Origin of the sequence: Novosphingobium lindaniclasticum LE124 (genome assembly GCF_000445125.1) — a bacterium.
Lineage (GTDB): Bacteria > Pseudomonadota > Alphaproteobacteria > Sphingomonadales > Sphingomonadaceae > Novosphingobium > Novosphingobium lindaniclasticum.
The window spans coordinates 39,780-53,984 of record NZ_ATHL01000054.1; the positions used below are offsets into that span (position 1 = coordinate 39,780).

At 63.1% G+C, this 14,205-nt stretch carries 12 protein-coding genes and 1 tRNA gene; 7 read left to right on the forward strand and 6 right to left on the reverse strand.

All coding sequences use genetic code 11. From position 1 onward, the window contains the following. Nucleotides 1-84 precede the first annotated feature (84 nt). Together L284_RS31955 and L284_RS31960 are read left to right on the forward strand one after the other, a co-directional pair. Nucleotides 85-1,506, forward strand: a complete 1,422-nt coding sequence (locus L284_RS31955) for an FAD-binding oxidoreductase (RefSeq protein WP_021233380.1) — start codon at nucleotides 85-87, stop codon at nucleotides 1,504-1,506. 140 nt (nucleotides 1,507-1,646) lie between these two features. Next, nucleotides 1,647-2,417, forward strand: a complete 771-nt coding sequence (locus L284_RS31960) for a SapC family protein (RefSeq protein WP_021233381.1) — start codon at nucleotides 1,647-1,649, stop codon at nucleotides 2,415-2,417. A 284-nt stretch (nucleotides 2,418-2,701) separates the two neighbouring features. Here L284_RS31960 and L284_RS31965 read toward each other — a convergent pair whose 3' ends face one another. After that, nucleotides 2,702-3,655: an N-formylglutamate amidohydrolase gene (locus L284_RS31965; protein WP_152524631.1), complete on the reverse strand. Its 954-nt coding sequence runs from the start codon at nucleotides 3,653-3,655 to the stop codon at nucleotides 2,702-2,704. Between the two features lie 183 nt (nucleotides 3,656-3,838). On the opposite strand from L284_RS31965, the gene cpdR reads away from it, so the two are divergent. The 5 genes from cpdR (at nucleotide 3,839) to L284_RS31990 (ending at nucleotide 7,556) form a co-directional block, all read left to right on the forward strand. Continuing rightward, nucleotides 3,839-4,213, forward strand: a complete 375-nt coding sequence (gene cpdR, locus L284_RS31970) for a cell cycle two-component system response regulator CpdR (protein WP_021233383.1) — start codon at nucleotides 3,839-3,841, stop codon at nucleotides 4,211-4,213. A 136-nt stretch (nucleotides 4,214-4,349) separates the two neighbouring features. Beyond that, nucleotides 4,350-4,424, forward strand: a tRNA-Val gene (locus L284_RS31975). A gap of 230 nt (nucleotides 4,425-4,654) precedes the next feature. Next, entirely contained in the window at nucleotides 4,655-5,878 is a 1,224-nt protein-coding gene (locus L284_RS31980; protein WP_021233384.1) for an NADP-dependent isocitrate dehydrogenase, read from the forward strand. Between the two features lie 162 nt (nucleotides 5,879-6,040). Beyond that, nucleotides 6,041-7,111, forward strand: a complete 1,071-nt coding sequence (locus L284_RS31985) for a PA0069 family radical SAM protein (protein WP_021233385.1) — start codon at nucleotides 6,041-6,043, stop codon at nucleotides 7,109-7,111. A gap of 154 nt (nucleotides 7,112-7,265) precedes the next feature. Continuing rightward, nucleotides 7,266-7,556: a hypothetical protein gene (locus L284_RS31990; RefSeq protein ID WP_021233386.1), complete on the forward strand. Its 291-nt coding sequence runs from the start codon at nucleotides 7,266-7,268 to the stop codon at nucleotides 7,554-7,556. 110 nt (nucleotides 7,557-7,666) lie between these two features. On the opposite strand, the gene dnaE is transcribed toward L284_RS31990, so the two are convergent. The 5 genes from dnaE to L284_RS32015 form a co-directional block, all read right to left on the reverse strand. Beyond that, on the reverse strand, nucleotides 7,667-11,266 hold the full coding sequence (gene dnaE / locus L284_RS31995; RefSeq protein ID WP_021233387.1) for a DNA polymerase III subunit alpha: 3,600 nt from the start codon (nucleotides 11,264-11,266) through the stop codon (nucleotides 7,667-7,669). Nucleotides 11,267-11,414: 148 nt separating this feature from the next. After that, a complete protein-coding gene (locus tag L284_RS32000; RefSeq protein WP_021233388.1) occupies nucleotides 11,415-11,912 on the reverse strand; it encodes a glutathione peroxidase in 498 nt (165 codons plus the stop codon). Beyond that, nucleotides 11,896-12,180 (reverse strand): hypothetical protein, encoded by a 285-nt coding sequence (locus tag L284_RS32005; RefSeq protein ID WP_021233389.1) that lies wholly within the window; start codon nucleotides 12,178-12,180, stop codon nucleotides 11,896-11,898. The genes L284_RS32000 and L284_RS32005 overlap by 17 nt, the downstream gene beginning before the upstream one ends. 90 nt (nucleotides 12,181-12,270) lie before the next feature. Continuing rightward, complete coding sequence (locus tag L284_RS32010; protein ID WP_021233390.1) at nucleotides 12,271-12,945, reverse strand: ABC transporter ATP-binding protein; 675 nt, start codon at nucleotides 12,943-12,945, stop codon at nucleotides 12,271-12,273. Next, nucleotides 12,938-14,179, reverse strand: coding sequence for a lipoprotein-releasing ABC transporter permease subunit (locus L284_RS32015; protein ID WP_021233391.1), 1,242 nt, complete (start codon nucleotides 14,177-14,179; stop codon nucleotides 12,938-12,940). Before L284_RS32015 ends, L284_RS32010 begins: the two co-directional genes overlap by 8 nt. Between the last annotated feature and the right edge of the window lie 26 nt (nucleotides 14,180-14,205).

Below are 14,205 nucleotides of genomic sequence, written 5' to 3' on the forward strand. Positions count from 1 at the left end.
CTTAACTTCGCGCAACGCTTCGCAAACGACTAAGTCCAAAAGAGTGCTGATGAAACTGCCTTGCGCCTGTGCCATAGCCCACAAATGACCAATACCGACAGCTTTCTCGCAGAAGCCGCCGACCTGCTCGGCGCGCGCGGTCTCACGGCCGATGCCGATCTCCTCGCTCCCTGGCTCACGGACTGGCGCGGTCGCTACACGGGCGCGGCGATCGCCCTTGCCTCGCCCGCCAATGTCCTGGAAGTCGCGGAGATCGTGCGGCTCTGCGCCAGACACGGTGTGCCGATCGTCGCGCAGGGTGGCAACAGCGGGATGTCGGGCGGCGCGACGCCCGATTCGAGCGGGAAGGCACTTCTGCTCTCCCTGCGCCGAATGAACGCGATCCGCACCCTGGATGCCGAGGCCCGGCAAGTCACCTGCGAGGCCGGCGTCGTTCTCCAGGCCCTTCACGAAGCAGCCGAAGCGCAGGATCTGCGGTTTCCGCTTTCGCTGGGGGGCAAGGGCTCGGCAACGGTGGGCGGGCTGATCTCCACCAATGCAGGCGGCACCCAGGTGCTGCGTCACGGCTCGATGCGAGCTCTGGTGCTCGGACTGGAAGCCGTCCTGGCGGACGGGCAGATCTTCTCGATGCTCACGCCGCTCAAGAAGGACAATCGCGGCTTCGACCTCAAGCAACTGCTTATCGGATCGGAAGGTACGCTGGGCATCGTCACGGCCGCCACTTTGGCGCTGCTGCCCGCCGTGGCCGAGCGGGTGGTGATCTGGGCGGGTGTTTCCTCGCTCGGCATGGCCCGCAAGTTGCTCCTTCACTGCGAGGCGGCGGCAGGTGACGCCCTGGAAGGCTTCGAAGTTCTCCCCCAGGCCTGCCTGGAAGCGGTGCTCGACCACCTTCCCGATGCCCGCGCGCCCCTGGCGGAGCCTCATGCCTGGCACGTCCTGATCGAAGTCGTCGCGGACCGGGCGGCAGCGGCCACCCTGCGCGACCGCTGCGAGACGATGATGGCCGAAGCCTTCGAGGCCGAACTTGTCGAAGATGCGACGATGTCCGCCAGCGAAGCCCAGGCCGAAGCCATGTGGCTGCTGCGCGAATCGATATCTCCCGCCGAGCGGGCGCGCGGCCCGGCGGTACAGCACGACATCTCGGTCCCGGTGGAGAAGATGCCGGACTTCGTGGAAACCACGATTCCCATGATCGAGGCCAGATGGCCCGGCACCGAGGCCATCGCCTTCGGTCATCTGGGCGACGGCAACGTGCATTATCATGCGATCGCCCCCAAAGTGACCGACGGCCCGGCATGGCAGGCAAGCGAAGGCAAGGCGATCAGCCGTTACGTGCACGATCTGGTGACGGAATGGGGCGGCTCCATCTCGGCCGAGCATGGCATCGGGCAGCTCAAGCGCGACGAACTGGCGCGCCTGGGCGATCCGGTTTCGCTGAGCATGATGCGCGCGGTGAAGCAGGCCCTCGATCCGCGGGGATTGCTCAATCCCGGCAAGCTGATCTGACCACCAGCGCGCCGGCGATTCGCCGGCGTGGTACGACTCGCGCAATATCCCCGTTCCGGCGGGCTGCGCGCTTGCGCAGGGGGCCTCCAGCCCCTAAAGCGACGCCTTCAAAATTTCCCTGTCTTGCGGAGAGTAACGCAATGGCCACCGCGCCGCAGAATCCTGCCCTGCCCCTGTTCTACAAGGACCTCGTGCCGCTCAACTCGCAGCAGCACGCCTCGTGGAAGACCCGCTCTACCGACAAGGCCACCTGGCTCGTCGGCGTGAACTCGGTTCCGCTGACGGTCGAGGAATTCCCGCAAGCGCAGCGCAATTTCCCAATCATCTTCACGGCCGGCGAAAACCCCGTGCCGCTGGTGCTCATGGGCATGAACGAAGGCGTAAACGTCTACGTCGACGAAGACGGCACCGTGAACACGCCGGTCTACGTCCCCGCCTACGCGCGCCGCTACCCCTTTATGCTGGCACGCCTGCGCCCGGATGCCGAGGAACTGTCGCTCTGCATCGACCCGACCAGCGATCTCGTGGGTGAAGGCGAAGACGGCCAGGCCCTGTTCGACGGCACCGAGCCGACCGAAGCCACCACGAACATGCTCAAGTTCTGCGAGAACTTCGAGATCGCCGGCACCAAGACCGCCAACTTCATGGCCGAACTGGCCAAGCACAACCTGCTGATGGACGGCGAGCTGAACATCGACATCGGCACCGGCCAGCCCTTTACCTATCGCGGCTTCCAGATGGTCGACGAGACCAAGCTGCGCGAAGTGCGCGGCGACGTGCTGCGCCAGTGGAACCAGAACGGCATGCTGCCGCTGATCTACGCGCACCTCTTCTCACTCGACCTCGTTCGCGAGATCTTCGGCCGCCAGGTTTCGCAGGGCAAGGGCCCGCAGGTCCTGCCGAGCGCCTGAAGCCAGCATTTTGGAGAGGAGGTTTATGACAATTTTGTCACACCTCCACTCCTTTATGCTACGGTTTAGAAACCGACGCTTGCAAAACATCTATTGATGGCCTCATTCTAGGGGTTGAATGTCCGATCAGGCTTGCTATGTTAGGGCTACCTGGTCGGCGCTACCCTCATGGCCCGGTCAGGCTGGTGCACATCGTGCACCTCCTCCCTGAACCTTGGCCACCTCGCGCATCGCGCGAGGTGGTTTTTTAATGACCATGGAAGCACTCCGGCCGCTCGCGCGCCTTATTCGGCAGCTTGAGCCCAGCCTCGCCCGCCTCGGTCCTGTGCCAGCTCGCAGACCGTAGCGGCAAGGCCGCGAACCAGGCCCGCCAGCAATCCGACAATATCCGTCATGCCGGGACCCGGCTCCAGAAGCCGGGAGTCGAGATAGCAGCTGCGGTCGATTTCCAGTTGCAACGCATGGATCGATTCGCCCGGCTTTCCATGCCGATCGAGAACGTACCCCCCTGCATAAGGACGGTTGTGCGCCGCCGCCCAACCCTCTCCCGTCAAATGGGCGAAGGTCGTTGCGACCAGGCTGCCGTGGCAGCTGGCGCCGAACCTGTCTCCCACGACGAAGCGCGCAGGCTCGCATCCGGGCCGCGGCATGAGCGGCGGCATGGAGTGAAGATCGAGTAACAGCGCAGCGCCCCAGCGCTCCCGCAAGACGTTCAGGGAACGCGTGATCGCGGCGTGATAAGGCTCGTGCACGCAATCGATCCGCGCCTGGAGATCGCCCTCCGCAAGACGACCGCGCCAGATGTCGCCCAATCCCGGAAGGCGGCGGGGGACGAGGCCAAGCCCGCTCCGTACCCGGCGGCTCTGCAGCGCACGAAGCCCAACCGGCCGAGCGTTGCGCGGGAGCATTTCCCAATCGACATCGTCCGGCGCACGGTTGAGGTCGATCATCGCCCTCGGCGCCTGTGCGAAGATCAAGGGCGCGCCGATCTCCCGCGCGACCGCCTTGGCCACGCGGTCCACGAAGCGATCCTCCAGCCTCGCCGCGGCGATCTCCGGCTGACGCATGTCCTTCAGCAGCCGCGCCGGATAGGCCCGACCCGCATGAGGAGCCGCGATGAGCACGGGGACGTCGGAAGGCTCAAGCGCTTCCAGAACGAAGGCGGGAATGCCGGGAGTGCCGGGGATGCTGCCCCCGCCGCCTTGTTGCGAGTTGTCCTCGCGCAATGAGTCGATCATGGCCGCTAGGCTGCCGCTTTCGCCCATCCCTGTCAAAGCGTCCCGTTCCCGGTCACTATTAATTTGGGAGCGAGAATTTTAACCAGACAGGCGTTATGCCTTGGCTCATAAAGAACGTGGCACCGCCGAAGAGCGTGCGACTGCCGCCCGTTAACCGACCACGAATCTGGATATGAAAACGCGATGATCCGCATCCTGCTTGCCGAAGACGACCAGGCCATGCGCACCTACCTTGCCCGCGCACTGGAAAACGCAGGCTATGACGTGCTGGCCGTCGATCGCGGCACCGAAGCGCTCCCTTATCTGAAAACGCAGCATTTCGACCTTCTGCTCTCTGACATCGTCATGCCGGAAATGGACGGGATCGAACTGGCGCAGCGCTGCGCCGAAGTCTCGCCGATCACGAAAGTCATGTTCATCACCGGCTTCGCCGCCGTCTCGCTGCGCGCCGGCCGCGAGGCCCCGCATGCCAAAGTGCTGTCCAAGCCCTTCCATTTGCGGGATATCGTAATGGAAGTTCAGCGACTTTTCGGCCTTTCGGAACACGCGCAGCTCTGATCGACGCTATCCACAGGGCTGCCCACGGCTCCGTGAAAGTTTTTGAAAAAACCGGTTGCCAACCCCCGGCTCCACCGTTAGAGGCCCACTCCACCGAGCGGCACTACGGAGCCGCAACGGACCGACCGAATGGTGTGGGCGTATAGCTCAGTGGTAGAGCACTATGTTGACATCGTAGGGGTCGCAAGTTCAATCCTTGCTACGCCCACCATTCGAGAACCCCGCAGGTCGCTGACCTAGCGGGGTTTTCTCGTTCTAGACATGAACAAAACGGCAGAGATGACGCCGCTGTCGCGCGCGCGTTTCCGTCAAGCTGGAAACCGTGCAAGCGCTGCAACTCCGCCACTGCGCAAAGCGGGCGCCCTGGCTGTGACCCGCCTTGCCAGCCGTGCCGCGCCTGCCTAAGAGACCCCCAATTCTCACTCAGGGGAGTTTTCCGGAATGGCAAAAATCAAGGTCAAGAATCCCATCGTCGAGATGGACGGCGATGAAATGACGCGGATCATCTGGGAATGGATCCGTGAACGGCTGATCCTCCCCTACCTCGACATCGATCTCAAGTACTACGATCTCTCGGTCCAGAAGCGTGACGAAACCGGTGACCAGATCACCATCGACGCCGCCAACGCGACCAAGGAACATGGCGTTGCCGTCAAGTGCGCAACGATCACCCCCGACGAAGCCCGCGTCACCGAATTCGACCTCAAGAAGATGTGGAAGTCGCCCAACGGCACGATCCGCAACATCCTTGGCGGCGTCGTCTTCCGCGAGCCCATCGTGATCTCGAACGTCCCCCGCCTGGTTCCGGGCTGGACCGACCCGATCGTCGTCGGCCGTCACGCTTTCGGCGACCAGTACAAGGCCACCGATACCCTGATCCCCGGCCCCGGCAAGCTGCGCCTGGTCTGGGACGGCGAGAGCGGTGAGAAGATCGACCTCGACGTGTTCGACTTCCCGGCTCCGGGCGTCGCCATGGCGATGTACAACCTCGACGAATCGATCCGCGACTTCGCGCGCGCTTCGTTCAACTACGGCCTCAACCTTGGCTGGCCGGTATACCTCTCCACCAAGAACACCATCCTCAAGGCCTATGACGGCCGCTTCAAGGACCTGTTCCAGGAAGTGTTCGACAACGAAGGCTTCAAGGAAAAGTTCGCCGAAGCCAAGATCATCTACGAGCACCGCCTGATCGACGACATGGTCGCCTCGGCGCTCAAGTGGTCGGGTAAGTTCGTGTGGGCCTGCAAGAACTACGACGGCGACGTGCAGTCGGACACCGTCGCGCAGGGCTTCGGCTCGCTCGGCCTGATGACCTCGGTCCTCCTCTCGCCCGACGGCAAGACCGTCGAAGCGGAAGCCGCCCACGGCACCGTGACCCGTCACTACCGCCAGCATCAGCAGGGCAAGTCGACTTCCACCAACCCGATCGCGTCGATCTTCGCCTGGACGCGCGGCATCGCCTACCGCGGCAAGTTTGACGAGACGCCGGACGTGGTGAAGTTCGCCGAGACGCTGGAGCAGGTCTGCATCGAAACCGTCGAAAGCGGCAAGATGACCAAGGACCTTGCCCTGCTGATCGGTCCCGATCAGAACTGGATGACCACCGAGCAGTTCTTCGAGGCCATCGTGCAGAACCTCGAAGCCAGGATGGCAAGCTGGGCCTGATCCCACACATCCGAACCTGAGTTCGAAGAAGCCCTCCGTCCGCAAGGCCGGAGGGTTTTCTTTTGCAGGTTTGCTTCGTGGACCCGAATGCCGCCCCGTCTTCACATCGATGCCGCGAGTCGGTCGCTTGCATTTTGTTCTCTATTTGTTCATATGAGTCGCATGCAGGCTCACAAGGGAAGAGGCGCCGTCAGCGGCCAGGCAAGCAAGCGCTTCAACCTTCCTCAGCGGGAGGCTGACGGAGACTGGCTGGATGTCGTGGAAGATCTCGACGGCCCTCCCCGCCACCCCGCGACCACGGTCACCGACGAGCATCCCCGATCCATCCTGTCGTTCAACAAGTCGCCGGACATTCCCTTCGATCGCTCGATCAATGCCTATCGTGGCTGCGAGCATGGCTGCATCTATTGCTTCGCCCGGCCGACTCACGCCTATCACGATCTTTCCCCAGGCCTCGACTTCGAGACCAGGCTGTTCGCCAAGCCGCAGGCGGCACGGCTGCTGCGCGAAACGCTTGCCAAGCCCGCCTATCATCCCGCACCTATCGCCATGGGGACGAATACCGATCCCTACCAGCCGATCGAAGGGCGCTACCGGATCACGCGTAGCGTTCTGGAAGTCTGCCTCGAAACCCGCCATCCCGTAACGATCACCACTAAGTCGGACCGCGTGCTGCACGATCTCGACCTGATTGCCGAAATGGCCGCCCTCGATCTTGTGGAAGTAGGCATCTCGGTGACGAGCATGGATGCTAAATTGTCGCGCCTGCTGGAACCTCGTGCCGCCGCGCCGGTCAAGCGGATCGCGGCTCTTGGCAGGCTGGTGGAAGCCGGAGTGCCTTGTCACGTCTCGATCGCGCCGGTCATCCCGTCGATCACCGACCAATACCTCGAAGACATTCTGCAAGCGGCCAGTTTTCAGGGAGTCGGTCGCGCAACCTGGATCATGATCCGCCTGCCTCATGAAGTCGCTCCGCTCTTTCGCGAATGGCTGAACGCGCATTTTCCGGATCGCGCCGGCAAAGTCATGGCCACGATCCAGTCGATGCGCGGCGGGCGGGACAACGACCCGGACTTCTTCACGCGCATGCGGCCGAGCGGCGTCTGGGCAGACCTTTTCAGAAGCCGCTTCAAGCTGGCCATGACGCGAATGGGATTTTCGCGGCCGAACATCGCGCTGGACAGTTCCAGGTTCCGCCGACCGTCGCTGGATGGTCAACTTTCGCTTCTGTAGCCTTAGGGGCTAATCGCGGACAGACCCGAGGCATGATATCGCGCGTTGGGGGCTGGTGAAGCGAAGCGGATCCGGGCAGCGCCTTGAGCAAGCGGCAACCGGATCCAGACTTTCGCGTTATTCACCCGTCACAGGAACTGGAGAGGAGGCCATCATGGCTGATGAAACGGTAACCACCGAGCGCGCTCCCGAGGCACCCAACACCACGACGACGATCATTCGCGAGCGCGGATCCTCGGGCGGCGCCACGGGGATCATCATGGCGCTGATTCTGCTTATTGCGGTCGTCGGCGGAATCTATCTGTTCAGCCAGGGCACGCAGAGCGAAGCCGCCAAGGACGGCGCGATCACCGAAGCGGCCAACAATGTCGGCGCCGCTGCGGACAAGGTCGGCGATGCCGCGCAGGATGCCGCCAGCAGCGTCAACAAGGACAGCGGCAACTGAGCCTGCTTCCGGATCTGAGGCGGATCTGAACGTCGCGATCCCAGACGACAACACTGGACGCCGCGTCGGGCGTCCGGTGCTTTCCTTCAACCCGACCCTGTGGGGCGGCTTTAGGCTGCCCGGCGGAGTCCTTCGGGTCCGCGCCGCGCGATCAGCGACACGTTGGATATGCCGGCAACGCTGGACAGATGTTCCGCGAAATCACCGTCGAGTGCGAAGTCGCGCCCGAGTCGAATCTTCTGCTTGCGCCCTTCCCCAAGGTGCAGAACCGCTACAAGTTCGCCGCATCCGGGTGCTCCTGGCCGCATTAGCATCGCGAGTTCCTGCACGGCTTCCACCCGATCGATCTCCAGCGACAGCAGCATGCGCGCATCGGCCTTCACTTCGTTCAGCGGCCGGGCACTGCGCACTGTCACTCGAGGAGGCTCGTCGGGGCTTGGGCTATCCAGTTCCACGTTGAGCAGGATGCAGGCGCCCTCTTTCGACCATCTGACGAAGTTCTCAACCATGCTTTCCTCGAAGCAGGAGGCGGAGAAGTTGCCGGACTGATCGGAAAAATCCGCCATGACGAAGTCCTTGCCGCGCTTGGTCTTCCGCTTTTGCACGTTCTCGACCATTGCCGCCATGACCGCGCCCGTGCGCCCCGCACCGCCGCCCGCCATGAGGCTGGAATAGGTGCGCGCGCCGTTGGCCGAAGCGACCGCGCGATATTGCTCGACCGGATGCGCGGCGAAATAGAAGCCAAAGGTTTCCCGCTCCTTGGCCATCTGATCCGTGCGGTTCCAGGGCTCGGCATCGACGAGCCGCAGACCCTGTTCAACATGATCGTCTCCCCCGAACAGGCCGTGCTGCGCGCTGTTGCGTTCGCGGGAGGAGCGATCTGCCTCTGCCAGCAGAGTATCGGCATTGGCCAGAACTTTCGCCCGGTTGGGCTCCAGCGCGTCGAAGGCGCCGGCGGCCGCAAGGCTTTCGAGCTGGCGGCGGTTCATCGAACCGGCGGGCGCGCGGCGGAAAACGTCGTCGAGGCTGACGAATTTTCCATTGGCCTCCCGCTCGGCCACGATCGCATCCATCGCCTTTTCACCGACATTGCGGATGCCTGCCAGGGCATAACGCACAGCATGGCTGTCTGGCGTCTCCTCCACGCAGAACTCCGCTTCGGACATGTTGATATCCGGCGCGGCCAGTTGGATGCCGTTGCGGCGCGCATCGTCCACGAAGATCGCCAGCTTTTCCGACTGGTGCATGTCGAAGCACATCGAAGCGGCATAGAATTCGTGCGGGTAATGCGCCTTGAACCAGGCGGTATGGTAGGCGAGCAGCGCATAGGCAGCGGCGTGCGACTTGTTGAAACCATAGCCGGCGAACTTGTCGATCAAATCGAACAGCTCGTTGGCCTTGGCCGTCTCGATACCGGATATGTCCTTGCAACCATCGACGAAGCGCTGGCGCTGCTTGTCCATCTCGGCCTGGACCTTCTTGCCCATGGCGCGGCGCAGAAGGTCTGCATCGCCCAGCGAATAGCCCGCCAGGATCTGCGCGGCCTGCATGACCTGTTCCTGATAGACGAAGATCCCGTAAGTCTCACCCAGAATACCGGCCAGCTTGTCATGCGGATATTCGATCGTTTCCAGCCCGTTCTTGCGGCGGCCGAACAGCGGGATATTGTCCATCGGGCCGGGGCGATAGAGCGACACGAGCGCGATGATGTCGCCGAAGTTGGTCGGCTTCACCGCCGCCAGGGTGCGGCGCATGCCTTCCGATTCCAGCTGGAACACGCCGACCGTATCGCCGCGCTTGAGCAGTTCGTAGACCGCCGGATCGTCCCAGGCGAGCGTGGACAGGTTGATCGTGATCCCGCGCCGCTCCAGCAGGTCGCAGGCCTTCTTCAGTACGGACAGCGTCTTGAGGCCGAGGAAGTCGAACTTCACGAGGCCGGTGTCTTCCACCGACTTCATGTCGAACTGCGTCACCGGCATGTCGGAGCGCGGATCGCGGTAGAGCGGCACCAGCTGCGCTAGTGGGCGATCGCCGATGACGACGCCGGCCGCGTGGGTCGACGAGTTGCGCGGCAGACCCTCGAGCTGAACGGCAAGATCCACCAGGCGCTTCACCTCGCGGTCTACGTCGTATTCGCGGCGGAATTCGGCGACCGGCGGATCCTTGGTCACGCCGTGCTGCTTGCGCCCGTGCAGCGCCTCGGTCAGCGTCCAGGGGTCGGTCGGATGGTTGGGCACCATCTTGCAGAGGCTATCGACGCGGCCGTAACCCATCTGCAGGATCCGCCCGCAATCGCGCAGCACCGCGCGGGCCTTCATCTTACCGAAAGTGATGATCTGCGCGACGTGGTCATGCCCGTATTTGCTCTGAACGTAGCGGATCACTTCGCCGCGCCGCGTTTCGCAGAAGTCGATATCGAAGTCCGGCATCGAGACGCGTTCCGGGTTGAGGAAGCGTTCAAACAGCAGGCCCAGCTTGAGTGGGTCGAGGTCGGTGACGGTCAGCGCCCAGGCAACCAGCGAACCGGCGCCCGAACCGCGCCCCGGCCCCACGGGAATGTCGTTGTCCTTCGCCCACTTGATGAAGTCGGCAACGATCAGGAAGTAGCCGGGAAAGCCCATGCCGACGATGATCTGCACTTCGAAATCGAGGCGCTTGGCATAGTCGAGGAAGTCTTCGGTGACGCCGCGTTCGGCCAGTTCCCTATAGGCCGCCTCGCGCGCATCGCCCTCAAGGGCCATGGCCGCGTCGAGTTCTTCCTCGGTCACGTCCGGCCAATAGGGCGCAAGCCTTTTCGCAAGGCCGGCGCGCGAATTGTCCGCCAGCATTCGCGCCTCACCTTCGAGATCGCCGGCAAGGCTGGGCAACAGCGGTTTGCGGCGCGGCGGCATGTAAGCGCAGCGCTGGGCGACGACGAGAGTGTTCGCCAGCGCTTCCGGCAGGTCCGAGAAGAGTTCCTGCATCGTTTCCACCGGCTTTACCCAGCGTTCCGGGGAGGAACGCGGACGTTCCGGTGCATCGACCTGCGTTGAGTTGGCGATGCAGAGCATGGCGTCATGCGCGGCGTGGAACTGAGCCTCGGCATATTGGGCCGGATTGGTGCCGACCAAGGGAATGTCGCGCTTGTAGGCGAGCGCGATGACATCTTCCTCGCTCTCGTCCTCCACCGTTTCGCCGGTGCGGGTGATCTCTATGTAAAGACGGTCGCCAAACAGCGATTGCAGAGTATCGCAGTAGCTTTCCGCGGCATCGTACTGGCCAGTCGCATAAAGTCGCGCAAGTGCGCCTTCATCCCCGCCCGTCAGGCAGATCAGGCCATCGGTATGCCCTCGTAGCGATTCGAGCGAGACATGCGGATCCAGCTCGAGCGGCCGTTCCAGATGCGCGCGGCTGACGAGGTCGCACAGACCCAGCCAGCCAGCCTCGTTCTGTGCGAACAGGGCCAGCCAATCGATCGGAAGATCCTGCCCCTGGGCCACCACGCCGGGACGTGCGACCGCAAGGAACGTGCCGACGATCGGCTGGACGCCTGCTCCCGTACACGCCTGGGCATACGTGGGCGCGCCGTAGAGGCCGTTGCGGTCGCAGATTGCAGCGGCGGGGAACTTGCGTTCCTTGGCGAGCTTGGCCGCGGCCTTGGGATCGATCGCGCCATCCAGCATCGTGAAACTCGAGAAGATGCGGAGCGGTACGAATGGGGCATGGGACATGCGAGGAATTTAGGCGTTGCCATGCCGCCCGATCAAGGCGGGAATGATCATCGACGGTGGACAGGAGCTAAAGATCGCTCCGAAATGGCTCGACATAGTGCCGGTCCGCTTAAGCACTCCTCTTTCCGGCAGATCGCCCGATCCACGTTCAGAGCAGCGCCTCGATATCTTCTTCCAGCTTCTCCGGCTTGTCGGTCGGAGCATAACGGCGCACGACCTTGCCGTCTCGGCCGATGAGGAACTTGGTGAAGTTCCACTTGATCGATTTGCTTCCCAGCAGACCTGGAGCCTCGCCCTTCAGCCAGGTCCAGAGCGGCGCGGCATGGTCTCCGTTGACGTCGACCTTGCCCATTAGCGGAAACGATAGGCCGAAATTCACTTCGCAGAACGAAGCGATCTCATCGGCGGAGCCCGGCTCCTGCCCCCCGAACTGGTTGCATGGGAAAGCGACCACCTCGAAGCCGGATTCCCGGTATTTACGCCATAGAGCTTCGAGCCCGGCATATTGCGGGGTGAAGCCGCATTTGCTGGCCGTGTTTACCACCAACAGGACCTTGCCCAGCCTGTCGGCGAGACTCACTGTCTCGCCGCCGGGCAATGTCGCTTCGAAATCCGCGATCGTGCGGGGATCAGCCGGTGACGCCATGAGGGAAGTCCGTCCTTCTATAAAGACGGCGTATATCCCCTATTTCCAACAGCCTGTCACCGTCCTTCTGGACGGAATAGTTGCCCTGCTCGGTTTCAGGCAGATGCATGACGTAGCGGATCAGATTGGCCACCGTATCTCTGCGGATGGCCTTGAACACGTTGAAGACACCCCCACCGTCGGCCGTCTTGTGCAGTTCGGCACTATCGTTCCAGCCTGGGCCTTCGCCAGCCGGATGGCCTTGGATGGTAGTGGGAAAGTCGCTCATAAATACGCTCCTTTCGCGCGTCTTGCCTCGATAGCCAAAACGCTTAGACCATCAACGATGTTCCCCCGATGAACGTCAGACGATGAACGGTCAGGAGAGCACCCCATCGTGCAGTCTTACCACGCGGTCCATCGCCGCAGCCAGACGCTCGTTATGAGTAGCCACGAGCGCCGCGCTGCCCTGCCCGCGCACCAGCGCCAGGAACTGCGCGAAGACCGTATCGGCGGTCGATTCATCGAGATTGCCGGTCGGTTCGTCCGCCAGCACGAGGCGCGGCCTGTTCGCCAGCGCGCGTGCCACGGCAACGCGCTGCTGCTCGCCGCCCGAAAGCTTGCTCGGGCGGTGGTCCAGCCGCTGGCCAAGCCCGAGCGCGCTCAGCAGTTCGCGCGCGCGCACCTCGCATTCCTCGCGCGACTTGCCGGTGATGAGCTGCGGCAGGACTACGTTTTCGATGGCGTTGAAATCAGGCAGGAGGTGATGGAACTGATAGACGAAGCCGATGTGATCGCGCCGCACGGCCGCGCGGCCGTCCTTGCCGAGCTTCGAGGCATCGATTCCCGCGATCTCGATCCGGCCGCCGAAGCCGCCTTCCAGCAGGCCGATGGCCTGGAGCATCGTCGACTTGCCCGAACCCGAAGGCCCGAGCAGGGCGACGATCTCTCCCGGACGCACTTCCAGATCGACGCCGCGCAGGACATCGATGGTCACGCCGCCCTGTTCGAAGCTGCGGGTTACCTTGTTGAGGCGAACAACGGGATCATTCATAGCGCAGCACCTGCACGGGGTCGGTGCTCGCCGCCCGGAAGGCGGGGTAGAGCGTGGCGAGGAAGCTGAAGATCAGGGCCATCACGCAGATCACCGCGATCTCCACCGGATCGGGCCGCGAGGGCAGCTCGGTCAGGAAGCGGATCGAGGGATCCCAGAGGTTCTGGCCGGTCACGATCTCCACGAAATGGACGATGGGCTGGCGGAAGTAGAGGAACACCATGCCGAGCAGCACGCCGGCAACCGTTCCCAGCGCGCCGATGCAGAAGCCGGTGGTCACGAAGACCTTGAGCAGCGAGCGCCGGGTCGCCCCCATCGTGCGCAGGATGGCTATATCGCGGGTCTTGGCGCGCACCAGCATGATCAGCGAGGAGAGGATGTTGAAGACGGCCACCAGCACAATGATCGAGAGCACGACGAACATCGCCACCCGCTCCACCGCCAACGCCTCGAACAGCGAGGCATTGATGGTCTTCCAGTCGGTGACGATGGCCCTGCCCTTCAGCTTGCGTTCGAGCGGGGCGAGGATTTCGCCGACTTTGTCGGGATTGGTCGTGGACACTTCGATCATGCCGATGGTGTCGCCCGTCAGCATGAGGGTCTGCGCGTCCTTCATCGGCATGACCACGTAGGCCTTGTCGTAATCGTAGATGCCGATCTCGAAGATCGCGGCGACGCGATAGGCGATCTGGCGCGGAACCGTGCCGAAGGGCGTGGAACGGCCGAGCGGGTTTATCACCGTAATGGTGTCACCCACTTGCGCTCCCAGATTCTGCGCAAGCTGAGAACCGATCGCGACATTGTCGCTGCCCTCGGTAAGTTCGGAGAAGTTCCCCGCCTTTACCTTGTCATTGAGCCGGGTAAGGTCCTCTCGCGTATTGCCGCGCACCAGAATGCCTTCGACCCGGCCGTTGAAAGTGGTCATCAGCGGCTGCTCGATCAGCGGCGAAGCATGAGTGACGCCGGGCGTCGCGCGAACGTCCTTCAGCACGCTCTGCCAGTCGTCGAGCCGCCCGCCATAGGCCTGGATGATGGCATGGCCGTTCAGCCCGACGATCTTGTCGAACAGTTCGGCGCGGAAGCCGTTCATCACGCTCATGACGATCACCAGCGCGGCGACGCCGAGCATGACCGCCACCAGGCTGATGCCGGCGACGAGGGCAATGAAGCGCTCGCCCTTCCCGGGCAGCATGTAGCGCTTGGCAATGGTCCATTCGAAAGGGGATAGGATCAAGCGACGGGTCCGTCTGAGATCGGGCA

Excerpts from the sequence above, each read along its gene's own strand:
- L284_RS32000 (WP_021233388.1), bottom strand. The coding sequence starts at position 11,912 with ATGGCGTCACCGGCTGATCCCCGCACGATCGCGGATTTCGAAGCGACA.
- cpdR (WP_021233383.1), top strand. The coding sequence starts at position 3,839 with ATGATCCGCATCCTGCTTGCCGAAGACGACCAGGCCATGCGCACCTAC.
- L284_RS32005 (WP_021233389.1), bottom strand. The coding sequence starts at position 12,180 with ATGAGCGACTTTCCCACTACCATCCAAGGCCATCCGGCTGGCGAAGGC.
- L284_RS31960 (WP_021233381.1), top strand. The coding sequence starts at position 1,647 with ATGGCCACCGCGCCGCAGAATCCTGCCCTGCCCCTGTTCTACAAGGAC.
- L284_RS31990 (WP_021233386.1), top strand. The coding sequence starts at position 7,266 with ATGGCTGATGAAACGGTAACCACCGAGCGCGCTCCCGAGGCACCCAAC.
- L284_RS31980 (WP_021233384.1), top strand. The coding sequence starts at position 4,655 with ATGGCAAAAATCAAGGTCAAGAATCCCATCGTCGAGATGGACGGCGAT.
- L284_RS31985 (WP_021233385.1), top strand. The coding sequence starts at position 6,041 with ATGCAGGCTCACAAGGGAAGAGGCGCCGTCAGCGGCCAGGCAAGCAAG.
- L284_RS31965 (WP_152524631.1), bottom strand. The coding sequence starts at position 3,655 with ATGATCGACTCATTGCGCGAGGACAACTCGCAACAAGGCGGCGGGGGC.
- L284_RS32010 (WP_021233390.1), bottom strand. The coding sequence starts at position 12,945 with ATGAATGATCCCGTTGTTCGCCTCAACAAGGTAACCCGCAGCTTCGAA.
- dnaE (WP_021233387.1), bottom strand. The coding sequence starts at position 11,266 with ATGTCCCATGCCCCATTCGTACCGCTCCGCATCTTCTCGAGTTTCACG.
- L284_RS31955 (WP_021233380.1), top strand. The coding sequence starts at position 85 with ATGACCAATACCGACAGCTTTCTCGCAGAAGCCGCCGACCTGCTCGGC.